The sequence below is a fragment of the Actinacidiphila cocklensis genome (assembly GCF_907177275.1).
Taxonomy (GTDB): Bacteria; Actinomycetota; Actinomycetes; order Streptomycetales; family Streptomycetaceae; genus Actinacidiphila; species Actinacidiphila cocklensis.
Genome location: NZ_CAJSLV010000125.1, coordinates 100,288 through 124,175, shown reverse-complemented (window position 1 = coordinate 124,175; position 23,888 = coordinate 100,288). Strand labels below are relative to the sequence as shown.

Here is a 23,888-nt window from a genome sequence, read left to right as displayed (position 1 = left end):
CGTACGTGCGGGGGGGCTCAGCCCAGTACCACCGGCAGCCGCAGGTGGCCGTGCGAGATGAAGGACCCGACCGGCTCCAGCTCCTCCTGCGGCACCGCGAGCGCCAGGCCGGGGAAGCGCTCGAAGAGCGCGGGCAGCGCGATCTCCGCCTCCAGCTGGGCCAGCGGTGCGCCCAGGCAGCGGTGGACTCCGTAACCGAAGGCCATGTGCTCCTTGTTGATCCGCAGCACGTCGAACTGGTCGGCGGTCGGCCCGTGGTAGTCCGGGTGGCGGCCGGCGGCGGCGTAGGCCGCGAGGATCGCCTCGCCCTTGGCGATGTGGACGTCGCCGGAGGTGATGTCGTCCACCGCGTACCGCAGCGGCAGGCTGGCGACCGGCGCCTCCACCCGCAGCGTCTCGTCGATGACGTCGCTCCAGTTGGCCTTGCCCTCCCGCACCAGGGCGAGCTGGCCGGGGTGGGTGAGCAGGGCGTGGACAGCGTTGTCGAGCAGGTTGACGGTGGTCTCGTGGCCCGCGCTGATCATCAGGATCAGGGTGTCCACGAGCTCGCCCTCGGTCAGCCGGGAGCCGTCCTCCTCGCGGGCGGAGATGAGCACGCTGGTCAGGTCGTCGCCCGGCGTCTCCCGCTTGAGCGCGACCAGGTCGGTGAGCACCTGGTGGATGCCGGCGAAGGTCGCGACGGCGTCCTCCGCGCTGATGGCGGTGTTGAAGATGTTGTCGACCAGCCGCCGCAGCTCCGTGCTCATCGCCTCGTCCTCGACGCCGAAGAGCTGGCTGATGACCTGGATCGGGATCGGGTAGCAGTACGCCTCCCGCAGGTCGACCGGCTCGCCGGCCGGCGTCTTGGCGAGGCCGTCGAGCAGGTCGGCGGTCAGCTGCGTGATCCAGGGGCGCATCGCCTCGGTGCGGCGGGCGGTGAAGGCCATCGACACCAGCTTGCGCAGCCGCCGGTGGTCGCCCCCGTACGCGGTGAACATGTTGGTGACCGCGACCCAGGTGAACAGCGGCCAGTCAGGGGTGATCTCGCCGTTGGCCCAGGCCGCCCAGTGCTGCCGCGGGTCCTTGGAGACCCGCGGGTCGGTCAGCAGCTCCTTCAGCAGCGCCTGGTCGCTTACCGCCCACGCCTTGACCCCGCCAGGAAGTTCCACCAGCGCCGCGGGGCCGCGTTCACGGATACGGGCTCCCTCACCGTGGATATCCCGCCCTGCGGGGTCGATGACGAGGGGGCCGGCGTCGTCGGACCCGGGGACGGCGGGGCGGTCTCGGTTTTCCATGCGATGGCTCCAGGGGTCTCGTCCGCGGCGGCCGGCGCGGTGACGGTGATCGGCGGGTATACGACGGGCAGGGCGACCAGCGCCCGGTGGAAGGGACCCTGGCGCCACTCCAGCTGGCCGACCTCGCAGTCGAGTTCGATGTCGGGGATGCGGTCCAGCAGCTTCTCCACCGCGACCGCCGCGATCAGCCGGGCCGGGCTCTTGGCGGGGCAGGTGTGCGGTCCCGCGCTCCACGACAGGTGCGCGCGGTTGCCGCCGCGCCGCTCGCCGCTGAGCGCCGGGTCGGTGTTGGCGGCGGTGAAGCTGACCAGGATCGGCCGGCCGGAGACCAGTTCGACCCCGTCGACCTCGGTGTCCTGCAGGGCGTAGTGCACCGCGTAGTTGGCCAGCGGCGGGTCGGCCCACAGCACCTCGTCGAGCGCCTCGTCGACCGGCAGGCTGCCGCCCGCCAGGTCGCCGGCGAAGCGGTCGTCGGACAGCAGCAGGAGCAGCGCGTTGCAGATCAGGTTCTGCTCGGGCTCGGTGCCCGCGCCCATCAGCAGGGCGAGCTGGTGCAGCATCTCCTCGTCGCCGAGCTGCGCCGGGTGCGCCATCATCCAGGACGTGACGTCCGCGCCGGGCTCGCGTCGCTTGAGGGCGACGAGTTCCGCCAGGCCCTCGGTGAGGATCTGGTTGGCCTTCTCGGAGTCCGCGTCGGCGTCGAAGATGCCGGACATGCCGACGACCAGCTTGTCGCCGATGTCGGCGGGGCAGCCGAACATCCGGTTGAAGACCAGCAGCGGCAGCAGCGCGCCGTACTCGCCGAGCAGGTCGGCGGTGCCGCGGGCGCCGATCCGGTCGATGAGGATGTCGGCGCTCTCCTCGACGTAGCCGCGCAGCGCGTTGGGGTCGACCTGGCCGAGGCTGTCGGTGATCACCCCGCGGTAGCGGGCGTGCGCCTCGCCGTCGGTCCACAGGGCGTTGGGCCGGTACATCATCATCGGCACCACCGGGCTGTCGGCCGGCACGGAACCGTCCGCCAGCGCCCGCCAGTTGCGCGGGTCCTTGGAGAAGCGCTCGGGGCTGCGCAGCACTTCGAGGGCGCTCTGGTAGCCGAGCACGAGGTTGGCGTCGACGCCGGGCGCGATCTCCACGGGCGCGACGCTGCCCTGGGCGCGCAGCGCCGCGAAGGTCGCCTTGGGGTCGGCGGCGTGCTCGGGCCCGTAGAGGCGCAGGGCGCCGCCGGCGTGGGCCGGGCAGCCCGGCGGCGGGACGGCGGCCGGTGCCGGCTGCGGTACGGGGGCGGGCTCTGGCGCGCTGGGGGACGTCATCCGGTTCAGGACTCCTGGTCGGCGGGGACGGGGCGGGTCTGCAGGTGTTCCACCAGGGCGATCAGCGCCTTGGTGGAGGAGGTGGCGTCGCGGGCGTCACAGCTGACCAGCGGGGTTTCCGGCAGCAGGTCCAGCGCCTCGCGTATCTCGTCCTCGGGGAAGTCCGGCGAGCCGTCGAACTGGTTGACGGCGACGGCGTACGGCATGCCGTGCTCCTCCAGCAGCCCCATCACGTCGAAGGACTGGTCGAGCCGCCGGGTGTCGGCCAGCACCAGGGCGCCGAGCGCGCCCTGGAGCATGTCGGTCCACAGCCGCGTGAAGCGCTTCTGGCCCGGCGCTCCGAAGAGGTAGAGCACCAGGCTCTCGCTGAGGGTGAGCCGCCCGAAGTCCATGGCCACCGTGGTGGCGGTCTTGTCGGGTACGCCGGCCAGGTCGTCGACGTGCGCGCCGGCCTGGGACAGCGGCTCCTCGGTCCGCAGCGGCCTGATCTCGGACAGGGTCCCGACGAAGGTGGTCTTGCCGACCGCGAAGTGCCCCACGATGAGGATCTTGGCGGCGGTCCTGACCGAGTCGGCCACGTAGGAGGGTGTGTCGCCGTCCGGGAGGACGAGGGCGCGGTCAGAGGCGGGCGCGGAGCCCATTGAGCACCTCCTGCAGGAGCTGGACGTCGGGGAGTTGCGCCTTGGGGATGGCGGCCCGCGCGATGATGTGGCCGCTGTCGATGAGGTCGCTGATCAGCACCTTGGTGACGCTGAGCGGCAGCGCGAGATAGCCCGCGACCTCGGCGACGGACAGGGCTCCGCCCCGGCACAGCTCCATCACCGCGCGCCGCTCGGGTGTCAGCCCGGCCATCGGACGGCCGGTCACGGCGTTCACCAGCGAGACGATGTCCAGGGTGTTGCGCGTCGGGTGGGCGCGGCCGTCGGTGACGACGTACGCCCGCACGAGCCCCTGCTCCCGCCTGCGCGGCGGGGTCATGACGGGACGGTGGTGCCCGGTCGGGTGGCGGCCGCGTCCTGGCGGGGCGGGCTGGTCAGCTCCTTGCCGAGCCTGTCGACGAGCTTCTGCATGCGGTAGGTGACCATCTCCATGTCCACGTCCTGCGTGGAGGAGACCGCCAGATACGCGCCCGCGCCGGCCGCGACCAGGAAGACGTAGCCGCCCGCGAACTCGACCAGCGTCTGCTGCCAGGGCGAGCCGTCCTTGCCGCAGAACTCCGCGGTGCTGCGGCTGATGGACTGCAGCCCCGACAGGGCCGCGGCCTGGCGCTCGGCCTCGTCGCGGGCGATGCCCTGCGAGTGCGCCCTGAGCATCCCGTCCGCGGACAGCAGGATCGCGTGCCGCGCCTCGGGGACCTTCAGGACCTCGTCGAGCATCCAGCCCAGCTCGTTGGCCATATGGTCGTTCATTCCTGAGTCGTCCCTTCGTCATCGGCCGATTCCGCGCGCCCGGAGCGGGTGCCGCGGGCGAACGCACCCATACGGGATGCGGTCTCGTACGGGGTGCGGATCGGCCCGGTGTCCTCGTCGGGCAGGGGCTCCGCGGTACGGGCGTGCCGGGCCGCGACCTGCTCCCCGCTGGCCTCCCGCCGGCGGCGCTTGGGCAGGCCGCCCACGGTGGCACCGGTGATGGGGGTCTGGGGCACCTCGTCGTCACCGGGCGCCCGCTCGTGCACCGGTTCCGCCGCCGCGGGGGCGGCGACCGCCGGCTCCGCGGCGACCGCCCGCACGGCCGGCGTACGCACCGGCAGGTCGTCCTGTGCGGCCGCCCGGTGGTGCGCGGCGCGGGCGACCACGGGGGCCGCGGCGGTGCCGGCGGTCACCAGCAGCGCCTTGGGCAGGAAGAGGACGGCCCGCACCCCGCCGTAGGGCGACCTGGTGTCCACCGACACCGAGAAGCCGTAGCGGGCGGCCAGCACGCCGATCACCGCGAAGCCGAACTGCGGCGGGTCGCCGAGCCGGTTGATGTCCAGGTTCTCGCCGCCGCCCAGCCGCTCGACGGCGAGCGAGACCTCCAGCTCGTCCATGCCGACACCGGCGTCGTCGATGACGACCGTGGTGCCGTTGTGCGCGGGGCGCAGGGTGACCTCGACCGAGGTGTTCGGCTGCGAGTGCCGGGTGGCGTTGTCCAGCAGCTCCGCGACCGCGAGCACCACCGGTTCCACCGCCCGGCTGATCACGTCGATGTCCGGGCCGGGGCCGATCTCGACCCGCTGGTAGTCGCGGATGCGGGACTTGGCGCCGCGCAGCACGTCGATCAGCGGCGAGGCCGCGCGCTGCCGTCCCGGCCAGGAGCCGCAGAGCACCGCGATGGCCTGGGCGCGCCGTGCGAACTGGGAGTTGGCGTGGTCGATCTCCATCAGGTCCTGCAGCACGTACGGGCTGTCGTGCCGGTCCTGCATGTCGGAGATGGACAGCTGCTGCTCGTTCGCCAGCGCCTGGACCGAGCGCATCGCCGCCTTGAGGGTGGCCTTGGCCGACTGGTCGGCCCGCACCCTGGCCTTCTCGACGGCGCCGACGAAGCGGTTCACGACCTGGTCCATGCGCTGGCCGTAGGCCGCACCGGCCAGCCGGTCGTCCCGCAGCCCCTGCTGGGGCCGCCGTCCGCCCAGCTCCACCGCGGGCAGCCTGACGTCGACCAGATGAGCGAGCTCCGCCTCACGGACCCGTATGTCGGCCTCGCGGCTGCGCACCTCCTGCTCGGCGGTGGCGAGCCGTTTGCCGAGCCGGGCCGCGGCGGCCGCCTGCCGGACCCACATCACGAGGGCCACGACTGCGACGACGGCGACAGGCCAGAACACCACTCCCGATATGTGACTAGTCATCAGATCCTCAGGATTCGGGGAGGCCGATCAGACCGGGGCAGCCCATCGGATCCCGGTGCGTATGGGGCACACACCGGGACGCGCACGGCGGTGGGCGTGGTCAATACCCGACGCGCACACCCGCCGTGGGAAGGGACTGCCTGATCATCCTAGTCATGAGCCTGGGGGACAAGGGCCGTCTGGTGAGGGAGTTGTGACTTCTCGTCAGCCAGGGCCTCGTCCCCGCCCCCGCCGCGGCGGCAGACCCGGCCCCGCCACCGCGGCGGCACCACTCATGGAAGACCCGCGCCTTCGCCCCGCGGTCGACGACATCGCCCCAGGTCATCGACGTCGACGGGTGAAGCCGCCCGCCCGGTCGGCCCTCTCCTCGATGTGCCCGCGGCAGGCACCCGCACGACCGGCAGGGCGGGGACGTAGCGACGAGCCGGGGGTGCAGCGAGGCAGAGATCATACGAAGCTCAAACTTCATGTTTTTGCTCTTCCGAATTCTGACGACTTGTGCGACCGACTGGATGCAACATCCTGCGAACCGTTGATCCCTCACACCGGCGTCGCTACGATTGGCGCGACAGCTGGCCAGAGCAACCCTTTGGCCCAGGTCGCAAGCACACTGAAGCGCCACAGTAAAGCGGAGAACGAGCCTCCGCAGGCATTCGGGGAATGTGCAGTCGCCCCTCGGAACAGGTGCGCGGCGAGCCGGAGGAGGGGATGTGGGGAAATCAACATGATTGATGTCCGCCATCACCCCAGGAAAGGGATCCGGAAAAGCGGCCTGTCATCCCGCAAAACGAAATGAGCCACGCCATGAGACTTGCAGCGACCGCCGCCACCCTCGGTGCCGCCGCGTTGATCGCCGGCCTGGGCACGGTGAGCGCCCAGGCAGCCACCACCTCCGTCGTCACCCCGAACGCCTGCGAGAACTTCACGCACCCGAACAACTCCAGCGCGACCTACCTCACCAACACCGGGACGAAGAACATGTACTCGGGGGCGGAGAGCTCCTGCGGGGTGACCGGGTACCTGAACCCGGGCAACATCTTCGACGCCTACTGCTGGCACGGGAACGCGGCGGGCCAGGAGTGGATCTACGGCCTGAACTCCTCGACCGGCAAGGCCGGCTGGGTCTACGCGCCGAGCATCGTCAAGGTCAGCGGCACGCTCAACCCCTGCAACGGTTAACTGAGCCCGCCGCTGCCGAAGGCCCCCCAGGGCGGCCGCCCGCCGCGTGAGCCACATGCGGCGGGCGGCCTGGTTCGGCAGGCCTCCTGGTTCGGCAGGCGGTCCGGCTCAGGGGGGCGGACGGTTCCGGGGGGAACGGTTCGGGGCCGGACCGGCTCGGGGGAGCGGTCCGGCCCTGGGGAGCGGTCCGGCTGCCGTACCCTGGCCGCATGGGCAGGACCGTGGATGGGCGGATGAACGTCGTCACCGCGCTGGTGCGAGCGTCCTTCCTGGTCAACGCGGTGTACGCGGAGACCGCCAGGGAGTACGGGCTGACCGCCCAGCAGGGGCAGTTGATGTGCGTGCTGATGCCGCAGCCGTACGGGATGGGCGAGCTGGTCGACATGCTGGGGCTCGCCAAGTCCAGCCTGACGGGCCTGGTCGACCGGACCGCGCAACGCGGCCTGGTGCGGCGCGAGCCGGACCCCGAGGACCGGCGGGCGGTCAGGGTCGCCCTCACCGACGAGGGCAGCGAGGTGGTCGAGGCCTTCTACGCCGAGACCTGCCGCCGGGTCGAACTGCTGCCCGCGAGCCTGCCGGAGGCCGACCGGGACGGCCTGGCCGAACTGCTGAGCCGGGTGGTGACCGACAACCAGGTGCCCGTCGTCTTCATGGACGCGGACGAGCCGCCGCGACGCTGACCCGGCGTCCTCGCTGCGGCCCCCTCAGGCGGTACCGGCTTCGGTCTCGGTACCGGCCTCGGTCGCGGCGCCGGCTTCAGTCGCGGTCGCGGTCGCGGTGCCGGTTCCGAACAGCTCGGCGAACCGCCCGACGAAGAGGTCGGCCCCCTTGTACGCGGCGACGGTCGAGGCGGGCAGCAGCGCGGGGGCGGCGCCCGGCGACTCCGGCGGGAACTGGCCGACACCGCCGCCGGGGCCGAGCGGGAGCAGGATCGAGGGGACGGGCGAGGGCCGGTAGACGGCACCGGGCCGGTCGCCCCGCACCTGCGCGAGGACGTTCTCCGCGACGACGGCCGCGTGCTTCATCGCGTAGCCGGCCATCTTCGCCTCGGCCAGGTCGGTCAGGTCGCCGAGCGCGTACAGGTTGTCGTATCCGCGGACCTGGAGCGTCCCGGTCACCCGCACCTGGCCCTGCCGCGTCATCGCGTCGGGGGTGAGACTGCCCGCGAGGAAGCCGCCGTTGACGCGGACGCCATGGCAGCGGAACCAGATGTCGGCGCCGATCTCGCCGCCGCCGGTCGTGGCCACGGTGAAGGCGTCCGCCCGCCCCGCGGGGACCGGCGGCGGGTCGGCCAGTGCGGTGCCGAGCCGCAGCTCGACGCCCAGGCCGTCGAGCTGGCGATGCAGCTCGGCGCGCAGCTCAGGCGTGAAGGACGGCATGATCTCCTCCGCCGGGTCCACGACGGTGATCCGCTTGCCGGGCCAGACCGCTGCGATCTCCCCGGCCAGTTCGAGGCCGACCGGCCCGGCCCCGGTGATCAGCACGCGGGCCGCGCCCGACAGCTCCTTGTGCGCGGCCCGCAGCTGGTCGAGCGCGTCGGCCGCGTCGTCGGTGTCGGCCTTCGCCGGGAAGGGGTAGTCGGAACCGGTCGCCAGCACCACGTAGTCCGCCTCGACCCGCCGGCCGTCCGCGAGGGTCACTCCCCCGGCGTCGACGCCGGCCGCCCGCCCGCGCACCACCCGGCCGCGTGCCAGCAGCCTGTCGTACGGGAAGAAGATGTTCTCGGCCCACTCCGGCTGCACCAGCGCCCGCAGCGACCCCGCCGCGTGCACGAACGCGTCCTTCGGCTCGACGAGGACGACCTCGATCCCGGCGTCGGCGTCCGCGTCCAGCGCCTTGGCGACGGCGGCACCGCCGTACCCGCCGCCGACGACCGCAACAGTTCGGCCCATGGTTTCACCCCACGATGTGATGTGGCATTGTCATTCGTACTACGAACCATAATAGTTCGTAGTACGAACAGCAAGCATGGGAAAGGTCCACGTGGGAGCGGTGGGACAGGGCAGAGTGCCGCCGGACGCGGCAATGTACAGCGGGTTTACGGCTCGACGGCCGCCTCGACCGCGTCGGCGAATCCGGGGTTGCTGAGCAGGATGCCGCCGTCCACCGGCAGCGTCACCCCGGTGATCCAGGCCGCGTCGGACGACGCGAGGAAGGTGACGGCGCCCGCGATGTCGGCCGGCTCGCCGATCCGGCCGAGCGGGTAGAGCGGCGCCGCCGCGGCGAGCACCGCCTCCTTGCCCTCCCAGGCCGGGGTGCGGATGGTGCCGGGCGCGACCAGGTTGACCCGCACCCCGCTGGGCGCCGCGTGCACCGCCAGCGTGCGGGTCAGCGACATCAGGCCCGCCTTGGCCGCGCTGTAGGAGTGGTTGCCGAAGTAGGAGATGCCGTTGACCGAGCCGATGTTGACCACCGCACCGCGCCGGCCGGGCGCGGCCGCCAGGTGCGGCAGCGCGGCCCGGGTGCAGCGCACCGCGCCGATCAGCGTGACGTCGAGGTCGAGCCGCCACTCGTCGTCGTCCTCGTCGGCGAAGTCGGGTTTGTGCTCGCCGCACCGGTAGGCGTTGTTGACCAGCACGTCGAGCGTCCCGAAGGCCTCCACCGCCCGCGCCACGGCCGCGTCCACCGAGGTGCGGTCGGCGACGTCGCAGCCGCATGCCTCGGCCTTCCCGCCGGCGGCCCGGATCGAGGCCGCTGTCAGCTCGGCCCCCTCCTGGTCGACGTCCGCGATCAGCACCCCGGCGCCCTCGGCGGCGAACCGCCGGGCGGTCGCCTCACCGATGCCGCGTGCCCCGCCCGTGACGATCACACCGAAGTCCTCGAAGCGTCCTCTCATCGGGTCAGCGTATGCACTCCCGAAGCGCCCTGACCAGGGCCTGCGCGCGGGGGTCCGCCGTGACGTTGCGCTGCATGCCGTTGGTGACGTAGCCGAACCCGATCTCCGTGCCGGGGTCGGCGAAGGCCAGGCTGCCGCCGCGGCCCGGGTGGCCGAACGACCCGGGGGCCAGCAGCGGGGACGACGGTCCGTGCAGCATGTAGCCGAGCCCGAAGCGGGTGTTGACCACCAGCACCCGGTCGGGGCCGTCCGACTCCGCCGTCCTGGCCGCGGTCACCGTCGCGGGCGCGAACAGCCGCGGCCCGTCCGCCGGCTCGCCGACCAGCGAGGCGTAGAAGCGGGCCATCGACCGGGCGGTGGCGACACCGCCGGACGCCGCCAGCTCGCCGGCCCGATACGCAGGGTCGTTCTCGTCGGGCAGCGGGGTGATCGCGGCGAAGGCCCGCCGGGTGAGCGAGTCCGGGTCGGCGTAGGCGTCGTTGACGGACTGCTTGGCCCGGGTGCGCAGCCCGCCGGACACCGCGGGTTCGGGCACCTCGACGTCGGCGATCCTGCCGACCTGTCCCACCCGGTCCTCCGGCAGGCCTATCCACAGGTCGAGGCCGAGCGGCCGGCTGATCTCCTCGGCCACGAAGCGCCCGATCGACCGCCCCGAGGCGCGCAGCACCAGCTCACCGGCCAGCCAGCTGAAGGTCTGCGCGTGGTAGCCGTGTTCCGCGCCCGGCGGGAAGAGCGGCTGCTGCGCGGCCACCGCCCGCGGCCCGGACACCCCGTCGAGCGCCTGCCCGGGAGTGAGCGGCACATCGAGCGCGGGCACCCCTGCCCGGTGCGCGAGCACGTCGCGTACCGTCACCCGCTCCTTGCCGCGCGCCTTGAACTCCGGCCAGTACGTCCCCACCGGCGCGTCGAGGTCCAGCTGCCCGCGCTGGTGGAGCAGCAGCAGGCAGGCGGCGGCCACGCCCTTCGTCGCCGACCGCACGGTCTGCGCGGTGTCCTGCCGCCACGGCCCTCCCCCGTCGGGCGCCGCCGTACCTCCCCACAGGTCGACGACCTTCCGCCCCTGCCGGTAGACCGCGACCGCCGCGCCCCGGTCCCCGCGGCGCGCGAAATTCCCCGCGAAGGCGGCGCGGACCGGCTCGTACCCCGGTTCCACCGACCCGTGCACCTCGGTGGCGTCCATGACCCGCCCCCCTTCCCTTCGTCCCTGACCCTGCGGCCTCTCCCCTCCATGGTGCACGAGGGGTGTGACAGCCGGGCAACGGCCTGCGGCCCCGGCGCGTGAGGTGCGCCGGGGCCGCGACGTGCGGCGGACCCGTGACGGGACCGCGGTCCTGGCCTTGCGGCCAGGTGCGGTCCCGTACGGGCCCGGTGGGGGGATCCGCTGTCTACGTGCTACGACAGCGGCGGGTATGCGTTGGCGATCAGCTGGTGGAACTGGGCCGAGAACCAGTGGCCCGCCAGCGGGGCGTTGGGCAGAGCGCCCGTCGGGTTGTTGCCGTTGCGTGCGTTGCCGCCGTAGGTCGGGTCGCACATCTGGTCGAAGCCCTTGCCCTCGTCGTTGCTGACGGCCTGGCTCGCACCGTCGGACTCGCCCGGAGGCTTGACCCAGACGTAGGCGTCGATGCTCGTCGCGGGAGCTGCGGTCGGCCGTGCGCCGATGCCCGCACCCGACTGGTTGCACCAGTTGCCCGCGTGGATGCGACGGTCGATGCGGCCGCCGTTCACGTAGGTGTCCACGCTGGTCGTGGCGCCCGGACCGGTGGGACGCGCGGTGCCGCCCCAGCCGTTGCGGCTGGTGTCGATCAGCATGCCGATGCTGGACGAGAAGCCGTCGGAGACCAGCTGGTTGCGCAGGCCGACCGCGTAGGACTGCTCGTCCACGTAGTTGTTCCAGTCGACCCACTTCGACTGGCGCACCGTGGTGCCGTTGACGTTGTCGGTCACCTTGAAGTTGGGCTCCACGGTGGCGCTGTAGTTGGCCGTGTTGACGATGAAGCCCTGCACGTCGGCCACGCTGGCGCCGTTCGACGTCGCGACCTTGTAGAACTCCTGCGCGGAGGGGGCGAGGTTGCTGTCCCAGCCGAGCCAGGCGTGGTGGCCGGCGTCGAGGTAGTTGTACGTGTTGCCGAGCGCACCCAGCTTCGCGAGGGCGTAGCTGACGCCCTTCTCGTAGTTGCCGTTCGCCTTCATCGTCGCGCACGCGTCGGTGGAACCGGCAGTGCCGCCCGCGTTGGTGACCAGGTTGGGCAGCGAGTCGGGCTCGATGATGTTGACGATCCGCAGACCCGAGTAGGCCGAGTTGCCCTCGAGCGCGGCGATCGGGTCGATGTACTCGCTCTGGTAGCGGCCGATGTCCGTCGGGCCCAGTTCACCGTTGGAGGCGAGGGCCGAGCAGTCCCGGCCGGGCAGGTCGTAGATGACCAGCTCGATGGTGAGCGGCTGCCCCGCGGCCTGCTGCACCGCGGCGTCCAGGTGGGCCTTGAGACCCTTCGCACCGTTCACACCGCTGATCGCGGCGATCCGGTCCAGCCACACGGCGGTGGACTGGTTCGCGATCGCCTGACCGCCGTCACCGGCTGCCAGCGCGGACCAGTCGGAGTTGACGTAGCCCTTCGCCCCGACGTACGGGTTGTCGACCTTCTGGCCCGGAGGCGGAGTGGTCGGCGGCGTGGTGGGCGGGGTGGTGGGCGGCGTCGTCGGCGGCGTGGTCGGCGGCGTCGTGGGAGGAGTGGTCGGAGGCGTGGTGCCGGTGCCGCCACCGCAGGCGACACCGTTCAGGGTGAACGCCGTCGGCGAGGTGTTGGTACCGCTGTACGACCCGTTGAAGCCGAAGGTCGCCGTCCCGCCGGTCGCCACCGCACCGTTGTACGAAAGGCTGGCCGCGTTGACGGCCTTCCCGCTCTGGGTGACTGTGGCGCTCCAGCTCTGGGTGATCTGCTGGTTGCCTGCGAAGCTCCAGCCGAGGTTCCAGCTGGTCAGCGCGGGGCCGGTGTTGGTGATCGTCACCTGCGTGGTGAAGCCGGTGTCCCACTGGCTCACGTTGTAGGCGACCGAGCAGCCGGCCGAGGCCGCGGAGGCGGACGTGGTGCTGAGAGCAGCGGCCACACCGCCTGACGCGACGACCATCAGGCCCGCGGCCAATGCCGCTGTTCTGCGTCGGACTATCGGGACTGCCATGTGCGAACAACCTCCATAGGGGGGATGGGCCTTCGAAAGGGCTTCGAGAGGTCATGGGAGGTGGTGCGGTGATTCATTGTTCGGTTACACGCTCTTAACGTGGGAGCGCTCCCATACTGCGGAGCCGTCCTGCTCCTGTCAATGCTTGAAGCACGACAAGGCGCTACGCGCCAGGCCGAGTTACCCCCGCCCTGCACCATCTCCGCAGGTCACGGCCGTCCGCGCCCGGCAGGTCGCTCCGGCCGACCGCCCCTCCACCCGGCCGCGCCCTGCCCCGGCTTCGCACCCCGAACCCCCCGAGCCCCAGGAGGGCGGGACGCGTCCAAGAGCTACGCGGTGGCCGCGGCCGCGGCCCTTCCCGCGGCCCGCCCGGAGAATATGCATCCGCCCAGGAACGTCCCCTCCAGCGACCGGTAGCCGTGCATTCCACCGCCGCCGAATCCCGCCGCCTCACCGGCCGCGTACAGCCCGCCCAGCGGCTCCCCGCGCCCGGCTCCCGCCGCATCCGCCGGCGCATCGGGCGACGGCGGCGCAAGGACCCGCCCGGCAAGATCCGTCTCCAGCCCGCCCAGGGACTTCCGCGTCAGGATGTTCAGCCGCACAGCGATCAGCGGCCCGGCCTTCGGGTCGAGCAGCCGGTGCGGCGACGCCGTACGGATCAGCTTGTCGCCGATATAGTTCCGCGCCCCGCGAATCGCCGTGACCTGCAGATCCTTCGTGTACGTATTCGCGATCTCCCGGTCCCTCGCCTCGATCTCGCGCCGCAGCGCGCCCTCGTCGACCAGGTCCTCCCCGGTGAGCGCGTTCATTCCGCGCACGAGCGCGCCGAGTTCGCTCTCCACGACGAAGTCGGCCCCGTTCCGCTTGAAGGCCTCGACGGGGCCGGGAGCGCCGGGCAGCGCGCGTTTGAGAACCTCGCGCACGCTCCGCCCGGTGAGGTCCGGATTCTGCTCGGAGCCGGAAAGCGCGAACTCCTTCTCGATGATCTTCTGCGTGAGGACGAACCACGTGTATTCGTGCCCGGTACGCATGATGTGTTCGAGGGTACCGAGCGTGTCGAATCCGGGAAAATAGGGTACGGGCAGCCGTTTTCCGGTCGCGTCGAGCCACAGCGACGAGGGGCCGGGCAGAATGCGGATTCCATGCCTGGCCCAGATCGGGTTCCAGTTCTCGATGCCCTCGGTGTAGTGCCACATACGGTCGCCGTTGATACCGGAGGCGCCGGCCGACTCCGCTATGCCCAGCATCAGCCCGTCGACATGGGCGGGGACGCCGGAGAGCAGCTTCTTCGGCGCCTTGCCGAGCCGTTCCGGCCAGGCCGCGCGCACCAGGTCGTGGTTGCCGCCGATGCCGCCGCTGGTCACGATGACGGCCTGCGCCTTGAGGGCGAACTCGCCCGCGACCTCACGCGAACTGGCCTTGCCGCGGGCCGCGTCACTTGCCACCAGCACCTCGCCGGTCACCCCGTCGACGGCGCCGCCGGCCGTGCTCAGCCCGGTCACCCGGTGCCGGAAGCGCAGCTCGACCCGGCCCCGGGCGACCGCCTCCCGCACCCGCCGTTCGAACGGCTCCACCACCCCGGGACCCGTACCCCACGTGATGTGGAAGCGCGGCACGGAATTGCCGGGGCCGGTCGCCAGGAAGCCGCCGCGCTCGGCCCAGCCCACCACGGGGAAGAGCCGCAGCCCCTGCTCGCGCAGCCACGCCCGCTTCTCGCCCGAGGCGAAGTCGACGTAAGCCTGCGCCCATTGCCGCGGCCAGTGGTCCTCGGGCCGGTCGAAGCCGGCGGTTCCCAGCCAGTCCTGGAGCGCCAGCTCCGTACTGTCCTTGATCCGCATCCGGCGCTGCTCGGGCGAGTCGACGAAGAACAGCCCGCCGAACGACCAGAACGCCTGCCCGCCCAGCGACGCCTCCGGCTCCTGGTCGACCAGGATCACCTTCCGCCCGGCATCCGCCAGCTCGGCGGTGGCCACCAGCCCCGCTAGACCCGCACCCACCACGACGACGTCCGCGTCCAGCGCCATCCGCCCGCCTCCAGCTCCACGTGCCCGACCTACTGAGTGGTAATGCACGTTACGCGAGCCGACCCCGCCAGGTCAGCGCCCCTGCACGCCCCCCGCAGCGACTCCCCGCCGCCGTGCACCGGTACATTCCCGGCTCATCCGGCGATCAGCCGCCATCTCCTCTCACCGTCGTCCCACTCGTCCGTGGCGGTGAGCCCGGCCCCGGCCGCCACCGCCGCGGATGCCAGGTGGTCGGGGTGGATGTGCGCGACCAGCGTCGTCACCCCCTGCGCGCAGAGCCATCCGACCAGCCCGCGCGCGGCCTCGGTGGCAATCCCCTGCCCTTGCCACGGCGTTCCCACCACCCAGGCGATCTCGGCCCGCCCTCCGACCACCGTCGCCTGCACCGTCCCGGTCAGACAATCCGCGGATTCCAGCCGCACCACCCAGTTGCACCACGACACCGCGGCGTCCCCCGACCCGGCGACCAACCGCTCGTACCGCGCCCGCAGCCCCTGCGGGGTCTGCGGGGTGCCGCCGATGAAGTCGTGCAGCCTCGAGTCCCCCAGTACCTCGGCCATTTCCTCGGCATATTGCGCCGCCAACGGCAGCAGCGTCAGCCGCTCCGTGGCGATGACCTCCGCTTCCACTCCCCGCACCGCGCCTCCCGGCCCCGTCCCCGTCGCCCGCCGCCCGGGCCTGCACCGGACCGTACGCCCCCGCTCACCGCCGCCTCTGGTCGGCCCGGCGGCCGGTGGGGACACGGGGGCAGTCCGGGGGCGCACAGGGGTGAAAAGTTGCTGGCGGTCCGGGCGCCCCGAACCATGGGTGGGGTGAGCGACGGCGCGTACCTACGGTTTCCGCATCTGCACGGCGACATGCTCTGCTTCACCGCGGAGGACGACGTCTGGGTGGCCCCGCTGGGGCCACCGGGCGGCTCACCGGGCCGCGCCTGGCGGGTGACGGCGGACCGCACGCGGGTGGGGCCGCCGCGGCTGTCGCCCGACGGGGCGACGATCGCCTTCACGAACTGGCGCAGCCTGGACCCCGAGGTGTACCTGGTGCCGTCCGAGGGCGGCACCTCACGCCGGCTGACGTACTGGGGCAGCGCCGACACCCGGGTGTGCTCCTGGGCTCCCGACGGCCATGTACTGGCGGTTTCCTCGCACGGGCAGCCGTTCTCCTACTTCACCTGGGCGCACAGCGTGCCCGTCGAGTGCGGCCCGGGCGGCCCGCTGCCCTGGGGGCCGGTGTCGGACATCGCGGTGCGCGACGACGGCGACGGTGAGCGCCGCACCCTGCTGCTGACAGGAACCCCGCCGCACGAGCCGCACGCCTGGAAGCGCTACCGCGGCGGCGCGACGGGACGGCTGTGGCTGCACGGCGAGCGACTGGTGCCCGACATCGACGGGCACCTCGCGTCGCCGATGTTCGTGGCCGGCCGGATCGCCTTCCTGTCCGACCACGAGGGCGTCGGCAACCTCTACTCCTGCCTCCCCGACGGCACCGACCTGCGCCGCCACACCGACCACGCCGACTTCTACGCCCGCAACGCCGCCACCGACGGCGAGCGCGTCGTCTACCAGTGCGCGGGCGATCTGTGGCTGGTCGAGGACCTGGCCGCAGCCGACGCCGTCCCGCGCCGCCTCGACATGCGCCTGGGCGGCGCCCGCAGCGGCCGCCGCCCGTACCAGGTGCCGGCCGCCGCCAACGTCGACGGCCTGGCCATCGACCCCACCGGTCGCGCCAGCGCCGTATGCGTCCGCGGAAGTCTGTACTGGCTCACTCACCGCGACGGCCCGGCCCGCACCATCGCCGACGCAGCGGGCGCCCGCGTCCGGCTGCCCGAGATGCTGGGCGACACCGGCCTGGTCGGCTACGTCACCGACGCGGAGGGCGAGGACGGCCTGGAACTGGCCCACCTGCCCGGCCGCGCCTCGCGCGCGCTGAGCCGCGGCCCGGAATCGGCCGCCGAGGCGGCCGAGACGGCCGTCGCCCTGGGCGCAGGCCAGGAGGCTGCCGAGCCGGCGGCCGAGCCGCCTGCGGCCCCGGCGGACGCGGCGCCGGACACGGAGCCGGTGGGGGCCGGACGGTCGCGTACGGCGGCGGGCGGTGATCGTATTCCGCCGGGCGACAATCGCATTCCGGAGGGCGATGATCACACCCCGGCGGGCGATGGTCGTACCGGCAGAACCGGCTCCACCCGCGTGGCCTACGTCGACGGCGCCGTCACCGCCGGCGTCGGTGACGGCGGCGGTGACGCGGGACCGCCGCCCGGCGACACCTCCGACTCGGTCACCCGTCTGGCCGTGGGCCGGCTCGGCCGCGTCCTGGAACTGGTGTCGTCGCCCGACGGCGGCACCCTGGCGGTGGCCTCGAACGACGGCCGCCTGCTGCTGGTGACCACCGGTGTGGCCACCGACATGGCCGTGGACGGCGGGGCGACCCGCTACGACGACACCGACGAAGACGCCGACGTCAACCCCGGCGAGCAGAACCCACCCGGCACGGTGAAGGAGCTGATCCGCTCCACCAACGGTCCGGTCCGCGACATGGCCTTCTCCCCCGACTCGGCATGGCTGACCTGGTCGCACCCCGGCGTCGGCCGCTCCCTGCGCTCGGTCAAGATCGCCCGGCTGTCCGACCAGACGATCATCGACGTCACCAACGGCCGGTTCGAGGACGAGCAGCCGGTCTTCACCCGCGACGGCCGCTATCTGGCGTTCCTGTCCTGGCGCGGTTTCGACCCGGTGTACGACGTCCATACCGGCGACCTGTCCTTCCCGCTGGGCTGCCGCCCGTACCTTGTGCCGCTCAACTCGGCGACGCCGTCCCCCTTCGCCCTGCCTGTCGACGGCGGACCAGTCGGCAGCGCGACCGGCAGCGGCCTCGACCCGGGCGAGAGCGGCGGCGACAGCGACGGCCCGGTCGTCGTCGAGGCGGAGGGCCTGCCCAGCCGGGTGACGCCCTTCCCCGTGCCCGCGTCGAAGTACTCGTCACTCGAACCGGTGCAGGGCGGCCTGGTCTGGATGCGCTGGCCGATCTCCGGCGCCCTGGGCGAGACCTTCGTCAACCCCACCGACCCGTCCCCCCGCCCGAGCCTGGAGTTCTTCAACCTCGGCAAGTCCAAGAAGACCGAACTGGTCCACCACATGGACTGGTACGCCGTCAGCGGCGACGGCCGCCGCCTCGCGGTGTACGACGAGGGCGAACTGGCGGTGCTGCCCGCCACCGAGCGCGGCGACGACGACACCACCGTCTACGTCGACATGCGCCGCATCCTGCACGAGGTGGACCCGGGCGCCGAATGGCAGCAGTCCTATGCCGAGGCGGGCCGCCTGATCCGCGACTACTTCTGGGCGCCCGACATGTGCGGCGTCGACTGGCGGGCCATCCTCGACCAGTACCGCCCGCTGGTGGACCGGATCGCCACGCCTGACGAGTTCGCCGACCTGCTCCGCGAGGTCCTCGGCGAACTGGGCACGTCCCACGCCTATGTCGCCGCCGCCCGCCGGAACGAAGGGCCGCCGCACTACCAGCGCCCCATCGGCCTGCTCGGCGCCGACTTCCAGCACAACAAGGACGGCACCTGGACGGTGATCCGCATCCTGCCGGGCGAGTCGTCGGATTCCAAGGCCCGTTCCCCGCTGGCGGGCACCGGCATCCGCGAGGGCGCCGTCCTCACCCACGTCGACGGCCGCGCCGTGGACCCGCACGCAGGCCCCTTCCCGCTGCTCGCGGGCGCCGGCGGCACCACCGTGGAGCTGACCTTCCGCCCGCCGGGCGGCCGCGGTGCACCCCGCCGTGTGGCCATCGTCCCGCTCATCGACGACCGCCCGCTGCGCTACCAGCACTGGGTCGCCAAACGTCGCAAGGTCGTACGCCGGCTCAGCGGCGGCCGGTGCGGTTACCTGCACATCCCGGACCTGGGCGGCTCCGGCTGGGCGCAGTTCAACCGCGACCTGCGCAAGGAGGTCGCCTATGACGCCCTGCTGGTCGACGTCCGCGGCAATGCGGGCGGCAACATCAGCGAACTGGTCATCGAGAAACTCACCCGCACGGTCCTCGGCTGGGACCTCACCCGCAATGCCCAGCCCGTCTCCTACGCCGGCAATGCACCGCGCGGCCCGGTCGTGGCCATTGCCGACGAAGCAACCTCCTCCGACGGGGACATGATCACCGCGGCTTTCAAACTCCTCGGCCTCGGCCCGGTGGTGGGCCTGCGCACCTGGGGCGGCGTGGTCGGCATGACCGGCCGGCACCGCCTGGGCGACGGCACGGTGATCACCGTGCCGATGAACGCCGCCTGGTTCGACGCCTACGGCTGGTCGGTGGAGAACCAGGGCGTGCCGCCGGACATCGAATGCCTGCGCACACCCCTGGACTGGGCGGAGGGCCGCCACGGCCAGCTCGACGTCGCCGTACGCACCGCCCTGACGCTGCTCTCGCAGCACCCCGCGGCCACCCCTCCCGACCTGTCCTCACGCCCGGACCGCGCCCGCCCGCCACTGCCCCCGCGAACGCCTCCGGCGCCCCGCTGACGGCCCTCGGGTCCCCCGGCTGGCCGCCCGCACCGCCGGCATGGCAGCCTCCCCGCAATGGACACTCACAGCAGCGGTGGCGGCGAGCGGGCGGCCTGGCCGCGATCTGCCGACGAGGCGCTGGCCGAGCAGGAGCGGCTGCGCGCCCTCGCGGACCTGACCTCGCCGGGGCCTGCGCCCGGCAATGTACGGCTGGTTGCGGGCGTGGACGTCTCCTATGCCACGCAAGGCGACGCCCTTGTCGCGGCCGCCGTGGTCCTGGACGCGGCGACGCTGGAAACCGTCGAGGTCTCCGTGGTGGAGGGGACGGTGACCTTCCCGTACGTACCGGGCCTGCTGGCGTTCCGCGAACTGCCCTCGGTCATAACGGCGCTGGAGAAGCTGACCTGCAGCCCGGATCTCCTGGTGTGCGACGGCTACGGCATCGCACATCCCCGCCGCGCGGGGCTCGCGGTGCATCTGGGGGTGCTGACCGCACTGCCGTGCTTCGGCGTCGCGAAGACCCCGTTCGTCTTCGGTCACGACAACGTCGGTGAAGAGCGCGGCGCCGCCGCCCCGTTGACGTCGGACGACGGCGAGGTGGTGGGCCGGGCGCTGCGGACGCAGCGGGGCGTCAAACCGGTGTTCGTGTCAGTGGGCCACGCGATCAGCCTGGACCACGCCTGTGCCCATACCCTGCAACTCGCCTTCCGGTACCGCCTTCCGGAAACCACCCGCAGAGCCGACCACCTCAGCCGGGAGCGCCTGCGCGCGATCACCCGCTGAGCGCCGTGGCCCCGCATGGGAGAAGGGGCGCCCCGAGGGGCACCCCTTCCCTGTGTCACGGTATTCGCGCGACCATCTCAAGGCGCGACGTCAGCTCCAGTCGTCCTGGGGCTCGTCGTTGGAGTCCTCGCCCATACGCCGACGAGCCTGCTCCTGGCCACGCTGGGCCTGCTCGTCGAGGCGACCGCCGGAGCGCTCCGAGGCTTCCTGCCCTGCGCGCTGCATGCCCTCGTCGGCCTGCCCGGAACCCTGACGGCGGGCTCCCTTGGCCTTCTCGGCGTACTCGCTCGCCTTGTTCCTGATGTCGTCCATACCGCCCATGATTACTCCTCCTGGAGTGTGTGGGGATGCGGCCTCGACCAGACTTACATGGGGGGACAACCAGCGCATCCCGGGACAATCAACTGCCAATCGCCCCAGGTCAGCGGCACTTTGTCGTTACGGAACGTGATGGTCGGCGGTGCGGGCCGACTCGTCCGCGGCTCCTCCCCGACCCACAAGACCCCGGCGCACACCCGCGTTGCGGGCCAGCGCTGGTGCCGCCCGCCGCATTTCGCGCCGCCCGAGCGCCCCGCCGAGGACCGACGGCAACGCGCCCCGCATCGGCTGCATGCCGCGCAGCCACCACTGCGCATAGACATGCGGCGAACGGCGGGCAATACCGGCGACGATACGGTCCACCGCCGGCTCCAGCGGATAGGTGCGGTTGGCCGGCCACGGCAGTCTTGCGCGCAACTCCCGCAGCACGTCGTCCTCGTCGGCCCCGCGCACCATGTCGGTGTCGGTCCAGCTGAGATATCCGACGCCAACTGTCACGCCGCGGTGGCCCATTTCCGCCCGCAGGCTGTGCGCGAAGGCCTCGACTCCCGACTTGCTCGCGCAGTACGCCGCCATCATGGGCGCCGGAGTGATCGCGGCGAGCGAGGCGATCTGCAGCAGATAGCCGCGGGATTCGAGCAGCGCCGGCAGGAACGCGCGGGCGGTGGCGATACTGCCCAGCAGGTTGACGTGGATGACGCGGTCGAAGGCGTCGGGGTCGGAGTCGAGGAAGGGACCGCCGGTCGCCACGCCGGCGTTGGCGACGACGACGTCGATCCGTCCGAAGTGAGCAATCACTTCCCCGGCGACCTGCGCCATGGCGGCCCGGTCCGTGACGTCCGCGGTCCAGCAGGCCGCGTCGCCGCCCAGCGACGCGGTGACACGCTTGAGTTCGTCCGGCTCCAGGCCGACCAGCGCCAGCCGGGCGCCTTGCGCGGCAAGCTTGCGGGCCAGCAACTCACCCACCCCGCGTGCGGCGCCGGTCACCACCACGACCTGACCCTCTACCGATGATCGGCTCATGCGCTCTTCTCCTCGACTGCGGGGTCACCCTGTTCAGTGGCGGCGTCGACATCGCCGTCAACTACGGCGGCCGGCACTGCATGTGCCGCAACCAGCGCACGAATGGCGGACTCCACGGCCGCCGGGTCTTCGATCGGCGTCATATGGCCGAGCCCGGGCAGTTCGGTGAGACCGACACAGTGCGGAAGCACCTCCGCCATACCGCGTGCGTGCACCTTCGGCGTGAGCTTGTCGTGGGTGCCCACCAGGACGGCGGTCGGCGCCTCCAGCGCGGCGATCTCCGCGTCGAGGTCGAGGACTGCGAGCACCCGCCCCCACGCGGCGCGCTGCTTCGCCTTGCAGGCGTGCACGATCCGCGCGGTGAAGGCCGCCTGCTCCCGTGTCGGCGCGGTCCCCAGGACGCCGTAGGCGAAGGCGGCCCGCGACATCGGGGTGACCGGCCCGAGCGGCAGCCGCGAGGTCAGCAGCTGGCGGTGGAAGACCCGCCGAAGCCACCGGGAGGAGAACCGCGGCGGCAGTACCTCGGTCTTCCCGAGCAGCCGCCCGCTGCCGGTGCTCGCCAGCAGCGCGGCTGCCGTACGGCTGCGCACGGCAGCCCGCCCGGACGCCGCCATGATCGTCATACCGCCCATGGAGTGCCCGGCCAGCACGGCCCGCTCGCCCTCCGGCAGAACCGCCTGCAGTACGGCTTCCAGATCATCGGCCAGTACGCCGGTTCCGTAACCCGCGCGGGTGGTCGGCGCCGCACTGCGGCCGTGGCCCCGCTGGTCGTAGGCGATCACCCGGAAATCCGACGAGAGCAGGCGCACCACCGGCGCCCAGAAGAGGATCGAGCACGTCCAGCCGTGCGCGAGGACGACGGCAGGACCGTCGGCGCGGCCGAACTCCTCGACATGGATGCGGGTTCCGTCCGCCGACACCACCTGCAGCGTGCGACGCGCCGGCACCGCTTCGTAAGGGAGCGTCATGACGCGACCTCCGCCCGGTTCGTACGATCGTCGCCCACCGGCGGAGCATCACCCTCGGCGGGGCTGATCAGATCGTATTCGGAGACTTTCAACTGCCTGGTCGCGCGCCGGAATTCCGCTGTGGTGCCGGGCCATGCCGTGGTGTTGCGCCCGTTCGCGTCCAGATACCAGCTCTTGCAGCCGCCGGTGTTCCAGACCGTACGGGCGGCGCGGCGCTGCGTCTCCTCGTTCCACGCGGCCACTGCCGCGGGTTTGGCGTCCATGGCCGCGGCACCGGTGCGCGCCAGGGTGCGCATGTAGTCGGCGACGTAATTGAGCGATGATTCGATCATCAGGATCATCGAGCTGTTACCGAGGCCGGTGTTGGGGCCGATAATGAACAGCAGGTTGGGGAATCCGTCGACCGTGCAGCCCCGCAGCGCCGCCATTCCGCCCTTCCAGTGCTCGGCCAGCGTGCGCCCGTCCGCGCCGATGACGCGGTCGCCGATCGGCATGTCGGTGACGTGGAAGCCGGTGCCGAAGATAATCGCGTCGACCTCGCGCTCGGTGCCGTCGGCGGTGACCACGGAGGAACCCCGGACCTCGGCAAGGGCGGCGGTGACGACCTCGGTGTTGGGCTGCGCAAGCGCCGGGTAATAGGTGTTGGACAACAGGATCCGCTTGCAGCCGATCGTGTAGTCCGGGGTGAGGCGGGCGCGCAGCGCCGGGTCCTTGACCGACCGCCGCAAATGGCTGCGGGCGATGCGCTCCGCGGCCTTCATCAGCTTCGGCCGCTTGACGAACGCGCCGACCTGGAACTCCCTGATCAGCCACAGCAGGCCGCGCCTGGCCTTGGCGGTGCTCGGCACTTTGCCGTGGAGCCAGCGCTCCGCACCGCTGACCGGGCGGTCGACCCGCGGCATCACCCACGGCGGGGTGCGCTGGATGACGGTCAGGCGGCCGACCTCGGGCTGGATGGACGGCACGATCTGGATGGCCGACGCACCCGTCCCCACCATGGCGACGCGCTTGCCCTTGAGGTCGTAGTCGTGGTCCCAGCGCGAGGAGTGGAAGACCCGCCCGGGGAAGTCCTCGATGCCGGGGATGTCGGGGATCTTCGGGTCGGACAACGGGCCGGTCGCCGACACAAGGACATCGGCGGTCAACTCGCCGGCCGCCGTGGTCACCTCCCAGCGCCGCGCGGCGGCGTCCCAGCGCGCCTGCTTCACCTCTGCGCCGAAACGCAGATGCGGACGCAGCCCGAAGACGTCCGTGACGCGCTCCAGGTAGGCGCGGATGTGCTGCTGGCCGGAGAAGGCACGCGGCCAGTCGGGGTTGGGTGCGAACGAGAACGAGTAGAGGTGCGAGGGCACGTCGCAGGCGCAGCCCGGATAGCTGTTGTCGCGCCAGGTGCCGCCCACCGCATCGGCCCGCTCCAGGATCACGAAGTCGGTGATCCCCTCGCGCCGGAGCCGTACGGCGGCTCCCAGACCGCCGAATCCGGACCCGATCACCGCCACCCGCACGTGTTCGCGGTTGTCGTCGCCCATGGCACCGCCCTTCCTTCCGCCGGGTCGTCTGCGGTACGGGAACCGCGACCGGTCCCCGTACCGCAGCACACCTTGCCATCAATCACTGGCATTGTTGGGACTGTAGGGCACGGCAGGTTACCTGCGGTAGGGGCTGGGCCG

The 23,888-nt window shown here is 72.1% G+C and carries 20 protein-coding genes; 4 read left to right on the top strand and 16 right to left on the bottom strand.

The features are described 5' to 3' along the window. Positions 1 to 17: 17 nt before the first annotated feature. From NFU81_RS39900 to NFU81_RS39875, 6 genes are read right to left on the bottom strand one after another with little or no spacing between them, the layout of a single operon-like run. Positions 18 to 1,148, bottom strand: coding sequence for a cytochrome P450 family protein (locus NFU81_RS39900; RefSeq protein ID WP_251502053.1), 1,131 nt, complete (start codon positions 1,146 to 1,148; stop codon positions 18 to 20). Further along, positions 1,112 to 2,584 carry a cytochrome P450 gene (locus NFU81_RS39895; RefSeq protein WP_251502050.1) on the bottom strand — a complete coding sequence of 491 codons (1,473 nt, stop codon included), beginning with the start codon at positions 2,582 to 2,584 and terminating at the stop codon, positions 1,112 to 1,114. The genes NFU81_RS39900 and NFU81_RS39895 overlap by 37 nt, the downstream gene beginning before the upstream one ends. Positions 2,585 to 2,589: 5 nt before the next feature. Beyond that, complete coding sequence (locus tag NFU81_RS39890) at positions 2,590 to 3,225, bottom strand: GTP-binding protein (protein WP_251502047.1); 636 nt, start codon at positions 3,223 to 3,225, stop codon at positions 2,590 to 2,592. Beyond that, positions 3,203 to 3,562 carry a DUF742 domain-containing protein gene (locus NFU81_RS39885; protein ID WP_251502044.1) on the bottom strand — a complete coding sequence of 120 codons (360 nt, stop codon included), beginning with the start codon at positions 3,560 to 3,562 and terminating at the stop codon, positions 3,203 to 3,205. The genes NFU81_RS39890 and NFU81_RS39885 overlap by 23 nt, the downstream gene beginning before the upstream one ends. Continuing rightward, complete coding sequence (locus NFU81_RS39880; protein ID WP_251502041.1) at positions 3,559 to 3,993, bottom strand: roadblock/LC7 domain-containing protein; 435 nt, start codon at positions 3,991 to 3,993, stop codon at positions 3,559 to 3,561. The genes NFU81_RS39885 and NFU81_RS39880 overlap by 4 nt, the downstream gene beginning before the upstream one ends. After that, positions 3,990 to 5,408 carry an ATP-binding protein gene (locus tag NFU81_RS39875; RefSeq protein WP_251502038.1) on the bottom strand — a complete coding sequence of 473 codons (1,419 nt, stop codon included), beginning with the start codon at positions 5,406 to 5,408 and terminating at the stop codon, positions 3,990 to 3,992. Before NFU81_RS39875 ends, NFU81_RS39880 begins: the two co-directional genes overlap by 4 nt. 804 nt (positions 5,409 to 6,212) lie before the next feature. On the opposite strand from NFU81_RS39875, the gene NFU81_RS39870 reads away from it, so the two are divergent. Together NFU81_RS39870 and NFU81_RS39865 are read left to right on the top strand one after the other, a co-directional pair. Further along, complete coding sequence (locus NFU81_RS39870) at positions 6,213 to 6,587, top strand: hypothetical protein (RefSeq protein WP_251502036.1); 375 nt, start codon at positions 6,213 to 6,215, stop codon at positions 6,585 to 6,587. Between the two features lie 233 nt (positions 6,588 to 6,820). Then, a complete protein-coding gene (locus NFU81_RS39865; RefSeq protein WP_251502280.1) occupies positions 6,821 to 7,267 on the top strand; it encodes a MarR family winged helix-turn-helix transcriptional regulator in 447 nt (148 codons plus the stop codon). A gap of 24 nt (positions 7,268 to 7,291) precedes the next feature. Here the strand turns inward: NFU81_RS39865 and NFU81_RS39860 are convergent, their stop codons facing one another. From NFU81_RS39860 to NFU81_RS39835, 6 genes are all read right to left on the bottom strand, one after another. Next, positions 7,292 to 8,479 (bottom strand): NAD(P)/FAD-dependent oxidoreductase, encoded by a 1,188-nt coding sequence (locus tag NFU81_RS39860; RefSeq protein WP_251502033.1) that lies wholly within the window; start codon positions 8,477 to 8,479, stop codon positions 7,292 to 7,294. A gap of 146 nt (positions 8,480 to 8,625) precedes the next feature. Next, the gene (locus NFU81_RS39855) at positions 8,626 to 9,423 is read right to left on the bottom strand and encodes an SDR family NAD(P)-dependent oxidoreductase (protein WP_251502030.1); all 798 of its coding nucleotides are present in this window, start codon (positions 9,421 to 9,423) and stop codon (positions 8,626 to 8,628) included. Positions 9,424 to 9,427: 4 nt separating this feature from the next. Continuing rightward, entirely contained in the window at positions 9,428 to 10,603 is a 1,176-nt protein-coding gene (locus NFU81_RS39850; RefSeq protein ID WP_251502027.1) for a serine hydrolase domain-containing protein, read from the bottom strand. Positions 10,604 to 10,815: 212 nt separating this feature from the next. Beyond that, entirely contained in the window at positions 10,816 to 12,600 is a 1,785-nt protein-coding gene (locus NFU81_RS39845) for a glycoside hydrolase family 6 protein (protein ID WP_274037050.1), read from the bottom strand. Between the two features lie 329 nt (positions 12,601 to 12,929). After that, positions 12,930 to 14,624, bottom strand: a complete 1,695-nt coding sequence (locus tag NFU81_RS39840; RefSeq protein WP_251502024.1) for an FAD-binding dehydrogenase — start codon at positions 14,622 to 14,624, stop codon at positions 12,930 to 12,932. Positions 14,625 to 14,758: 134 nt separating this feature from the next. Beyond that, positions 14,759 to 15,262 carry a GNAT family N-acetyltransferase gene (locus tag NFU81_RS39835; protein WP_251502021.1) on the bottom strand — a complete coding sequence of 168 codons (504 nt, stop codon included), beginning with the start codon at positions 15,260 to 15,262 and terminating at the stop codon, positions 14,759 to 14,761. A gap of 165 nt (positions 15,263 to 15,427) precedes the next feature. Here NFU81_RS39835 and NFU81_RS39830 point away from each other — a divergent pair, with 165 nt between their 5' ends. Together NFU81_RS39830 and NFU81_RS39825 are read left to right on the top strand one after the other, a co-directional pair. Further along, positions 15,428 to 19,144 (top strand): S41 family peptidase, encoded by a 3,717-nt coding sequence (locus NFU81_RS39830; protein WP_422665401.1) that lies wholly within the window; start codon positions 15,428 to 15,430, stop codon positions 19,142 to 19,144. A 57-nt stretch (positions 19,145 to 19,201) separates the two neighbouring features. Continuing rightward, positions 19,202 to 19,909 carry an endonuclease V gene (locus NFU81_RS39825; RefSeq protein WP_251502018.1) on the top strand — a complete coding sequence of 236 codons (708 nt, stop codon included), beginning with the start codon at positions 19,202 to 19,204 and terminating at the stop codon, positions 19,907 to 19,909. A 90-nt stretch (positions 19,910 to 19,999) separates the two neighbouring features. Here the strand turns inward: NFU81_RS39825 and NFU81_RS39820 are convergent, their stop codons facing one another. The 4 genes from NFU81_RS39820 to NFU81_RS39805 all read right to left on the bottom strand — a co-directional run bounded on the left by NFU81_RS39820 (position 20,000) and on the right by NFU81_RS39805 (position 23,747). Continuing rightward, a complete protein-coding gene (locus NFU81_RS39820) occupies positions 20,000 to 20,230 on the bottom strand; it encodes an Rv0909 family putative TA system antitoxin (protein WP_251502015.1) in 231 nt (76 codons plus the stop codon). Between the two features lie 117 nt (positions 20,231 to 20,347). Further along, positions 20,348 to 21,250: an SDR family oxidoreductase gene (locus tag NFU81_RS39815; protein WP_251502012.1), complete on the bottom strand. Its 903-nt coding sequence runs from the start codon at positions 21,248 to 21,250 to the stop codon at positions 20,348 to 20,350. After that, positions 21,247 to 22,218, bottom strand: a complete 972-nt coding sequence (locus NFU81_RS39810) for an alpha/beta fold hydrolase (protein ID WP_251502010.1) — start codon at positions 22,216 to 22,218, stop codon at positions 21,247 to 21,249. Before NFU81_RS39810 ends, NFU81_RS39815 begins: the two co-directional genes overlap by 4 nt. Continuing rightward, positions 22,215 to 23,747: a flavin-containing monooxygenase gene (locus tag NFU81_RS39805; protein WP_251502007.1), complete on the bottom strand. Its 1,533-nt coding sequence runs from the start codon at positions 23,745 to 23,747 to the stop codon at positions 22,215 to 22,217. Before NFU81_RS39805 ends, NFU81_RS39810 begins: the two co-directional genes overlap by 4 nt. Positions 23,748 to 23,888 lie beyond the last annotated feature (141 nt).

Bases quoted from the DNA above. Each gene is read 5' to 3' on its own strand.
- NFU81_RS39855 (WP_251502030.1), bottom strand. From the start codon at position 9,423: ATGAGAGGACGCTTCGAGGACTTCGGTGTGATCGTCACGGGCGGGGCA.
- NFU81_RS39810 (WP_251502010.1), bottom strand. From the start codon at position 22,218: ATGACGCTCCCTTACGAAGCGGTGCCGGCGCGTCGCACGCTGCAGGTG.
- NFU81_RS39890 (WP_251502047.1), bottom strand. From the start codon at position 3,225: ATGGGCTCCGCGCCCGCCTCTGACCGCGCCCTCGTCCTCCCGGACGGC.
- NFU81_RS39840 (WP_251502024.1), bottom strand. From the start codon at position 14,624: ATGGCGCTGGACGCGGACGTCGTCGTGGTGGGTGCGGGTCTAGCGGGG.
- NFU81_RS39875 (WP_251502038.1), bottom strand. From the start codon at position 5,408: ATGACTAGTCACATATCGGGAGTGGTGTTCTGGCCTGTCGCCGTCGTC.
- NFU81_RS39845 (WP_274037050.1), bottom strand. From the start codon at position 12,600: ATGGCAGTCCCGATAGTCCGACGCAGAACAGCGGCATTGGCCGCGGGC.
- NFU81_RS39870 (WP_251502036.1), top strand. From the start codon at position 6,213: ATGAGACTTGCAGCGACCGCCGCCACCCTCGGTGCCGCCGCGTTGATC.
- NFU81_RS39825 (WP_251502018.1), top strand. From the start codon at position 19,202: ATGGACACTCACAGCAGCGGTGGCGGCGAGCGGGCGGCCTGGCCGCGA.
- NFU81_RS39820 (WP_251502015.1), bottom strand. From the start codon at position 20,230: ATGGGCGGTATGGACGACATCAGGAACAAGGCGAGCGAGTACGCCGAG.
- NFU81_RS39885 (WP_251502044.1), bottom strand. From the start codon at position 3,562: ATGACCCCGCCGCGCAGGCGGGAGCAGGGGCTCGTGCGGGCGTACGTC.
- NFU81_RS39815 (WP_251502012.1), bottom strand. From the start codon at position 21,250: ATGAGCCGATCATCGGTAGAGGGTCAGGTCGTGGTGGTGACCGGCGCC.
- NFU81_RS39865 (WP_251502280.1), top strand. From the start codon at position 6,821: ATGAACGTCGTCACCGCGCTGGTGCGAGCGTCCTTCCTGGTCAACGCG.
- NFU81_RS39880 (WP_251502041.1), bottom strand. From the start codon at position 3,993: ATGAACGACCATATGGCCAACGAGCTGGGCTGGATGCTCGACGAGGTC.
- NFU81_RS39895 (WP_251502050.1), bottom strand. From the start codon at position 2,584: ATGACGTCCCCCAGCGCGCCAGAGCCCGCCCCCGTACCGCAGCCGGCA.
- NFU81_RS39830 (WP_422665401.1), top strand. From the start codon at position 15,428: ATGGGTGGGGTGAGCGACGGCGCGTACCTACGGTTTCCGCATCTGCAC.
- NFU81_RS39805 (WP_251502007.1), bottom strand. From the start codon at position 23,747: ATGGGCGACGACAACCGCGAACACGTGCGGGTGGCGGTGATCGGGTCC.
- NFU81_RS39850 (WP_251502027.1), bottom strand. From the start codon at position 10,603: ATGGACGCCACCGAGGTGCACGGGTCGGTGGAACCGGGGTACGAGCCG.
- NFU81_RS39860 (WP_251502033.1), bottom strand. From the start codon at position 8,479: ATGGGCCGAACTGTTGCGGTCGTCGGCGGCGGGTACGGCGGTGCCGCC.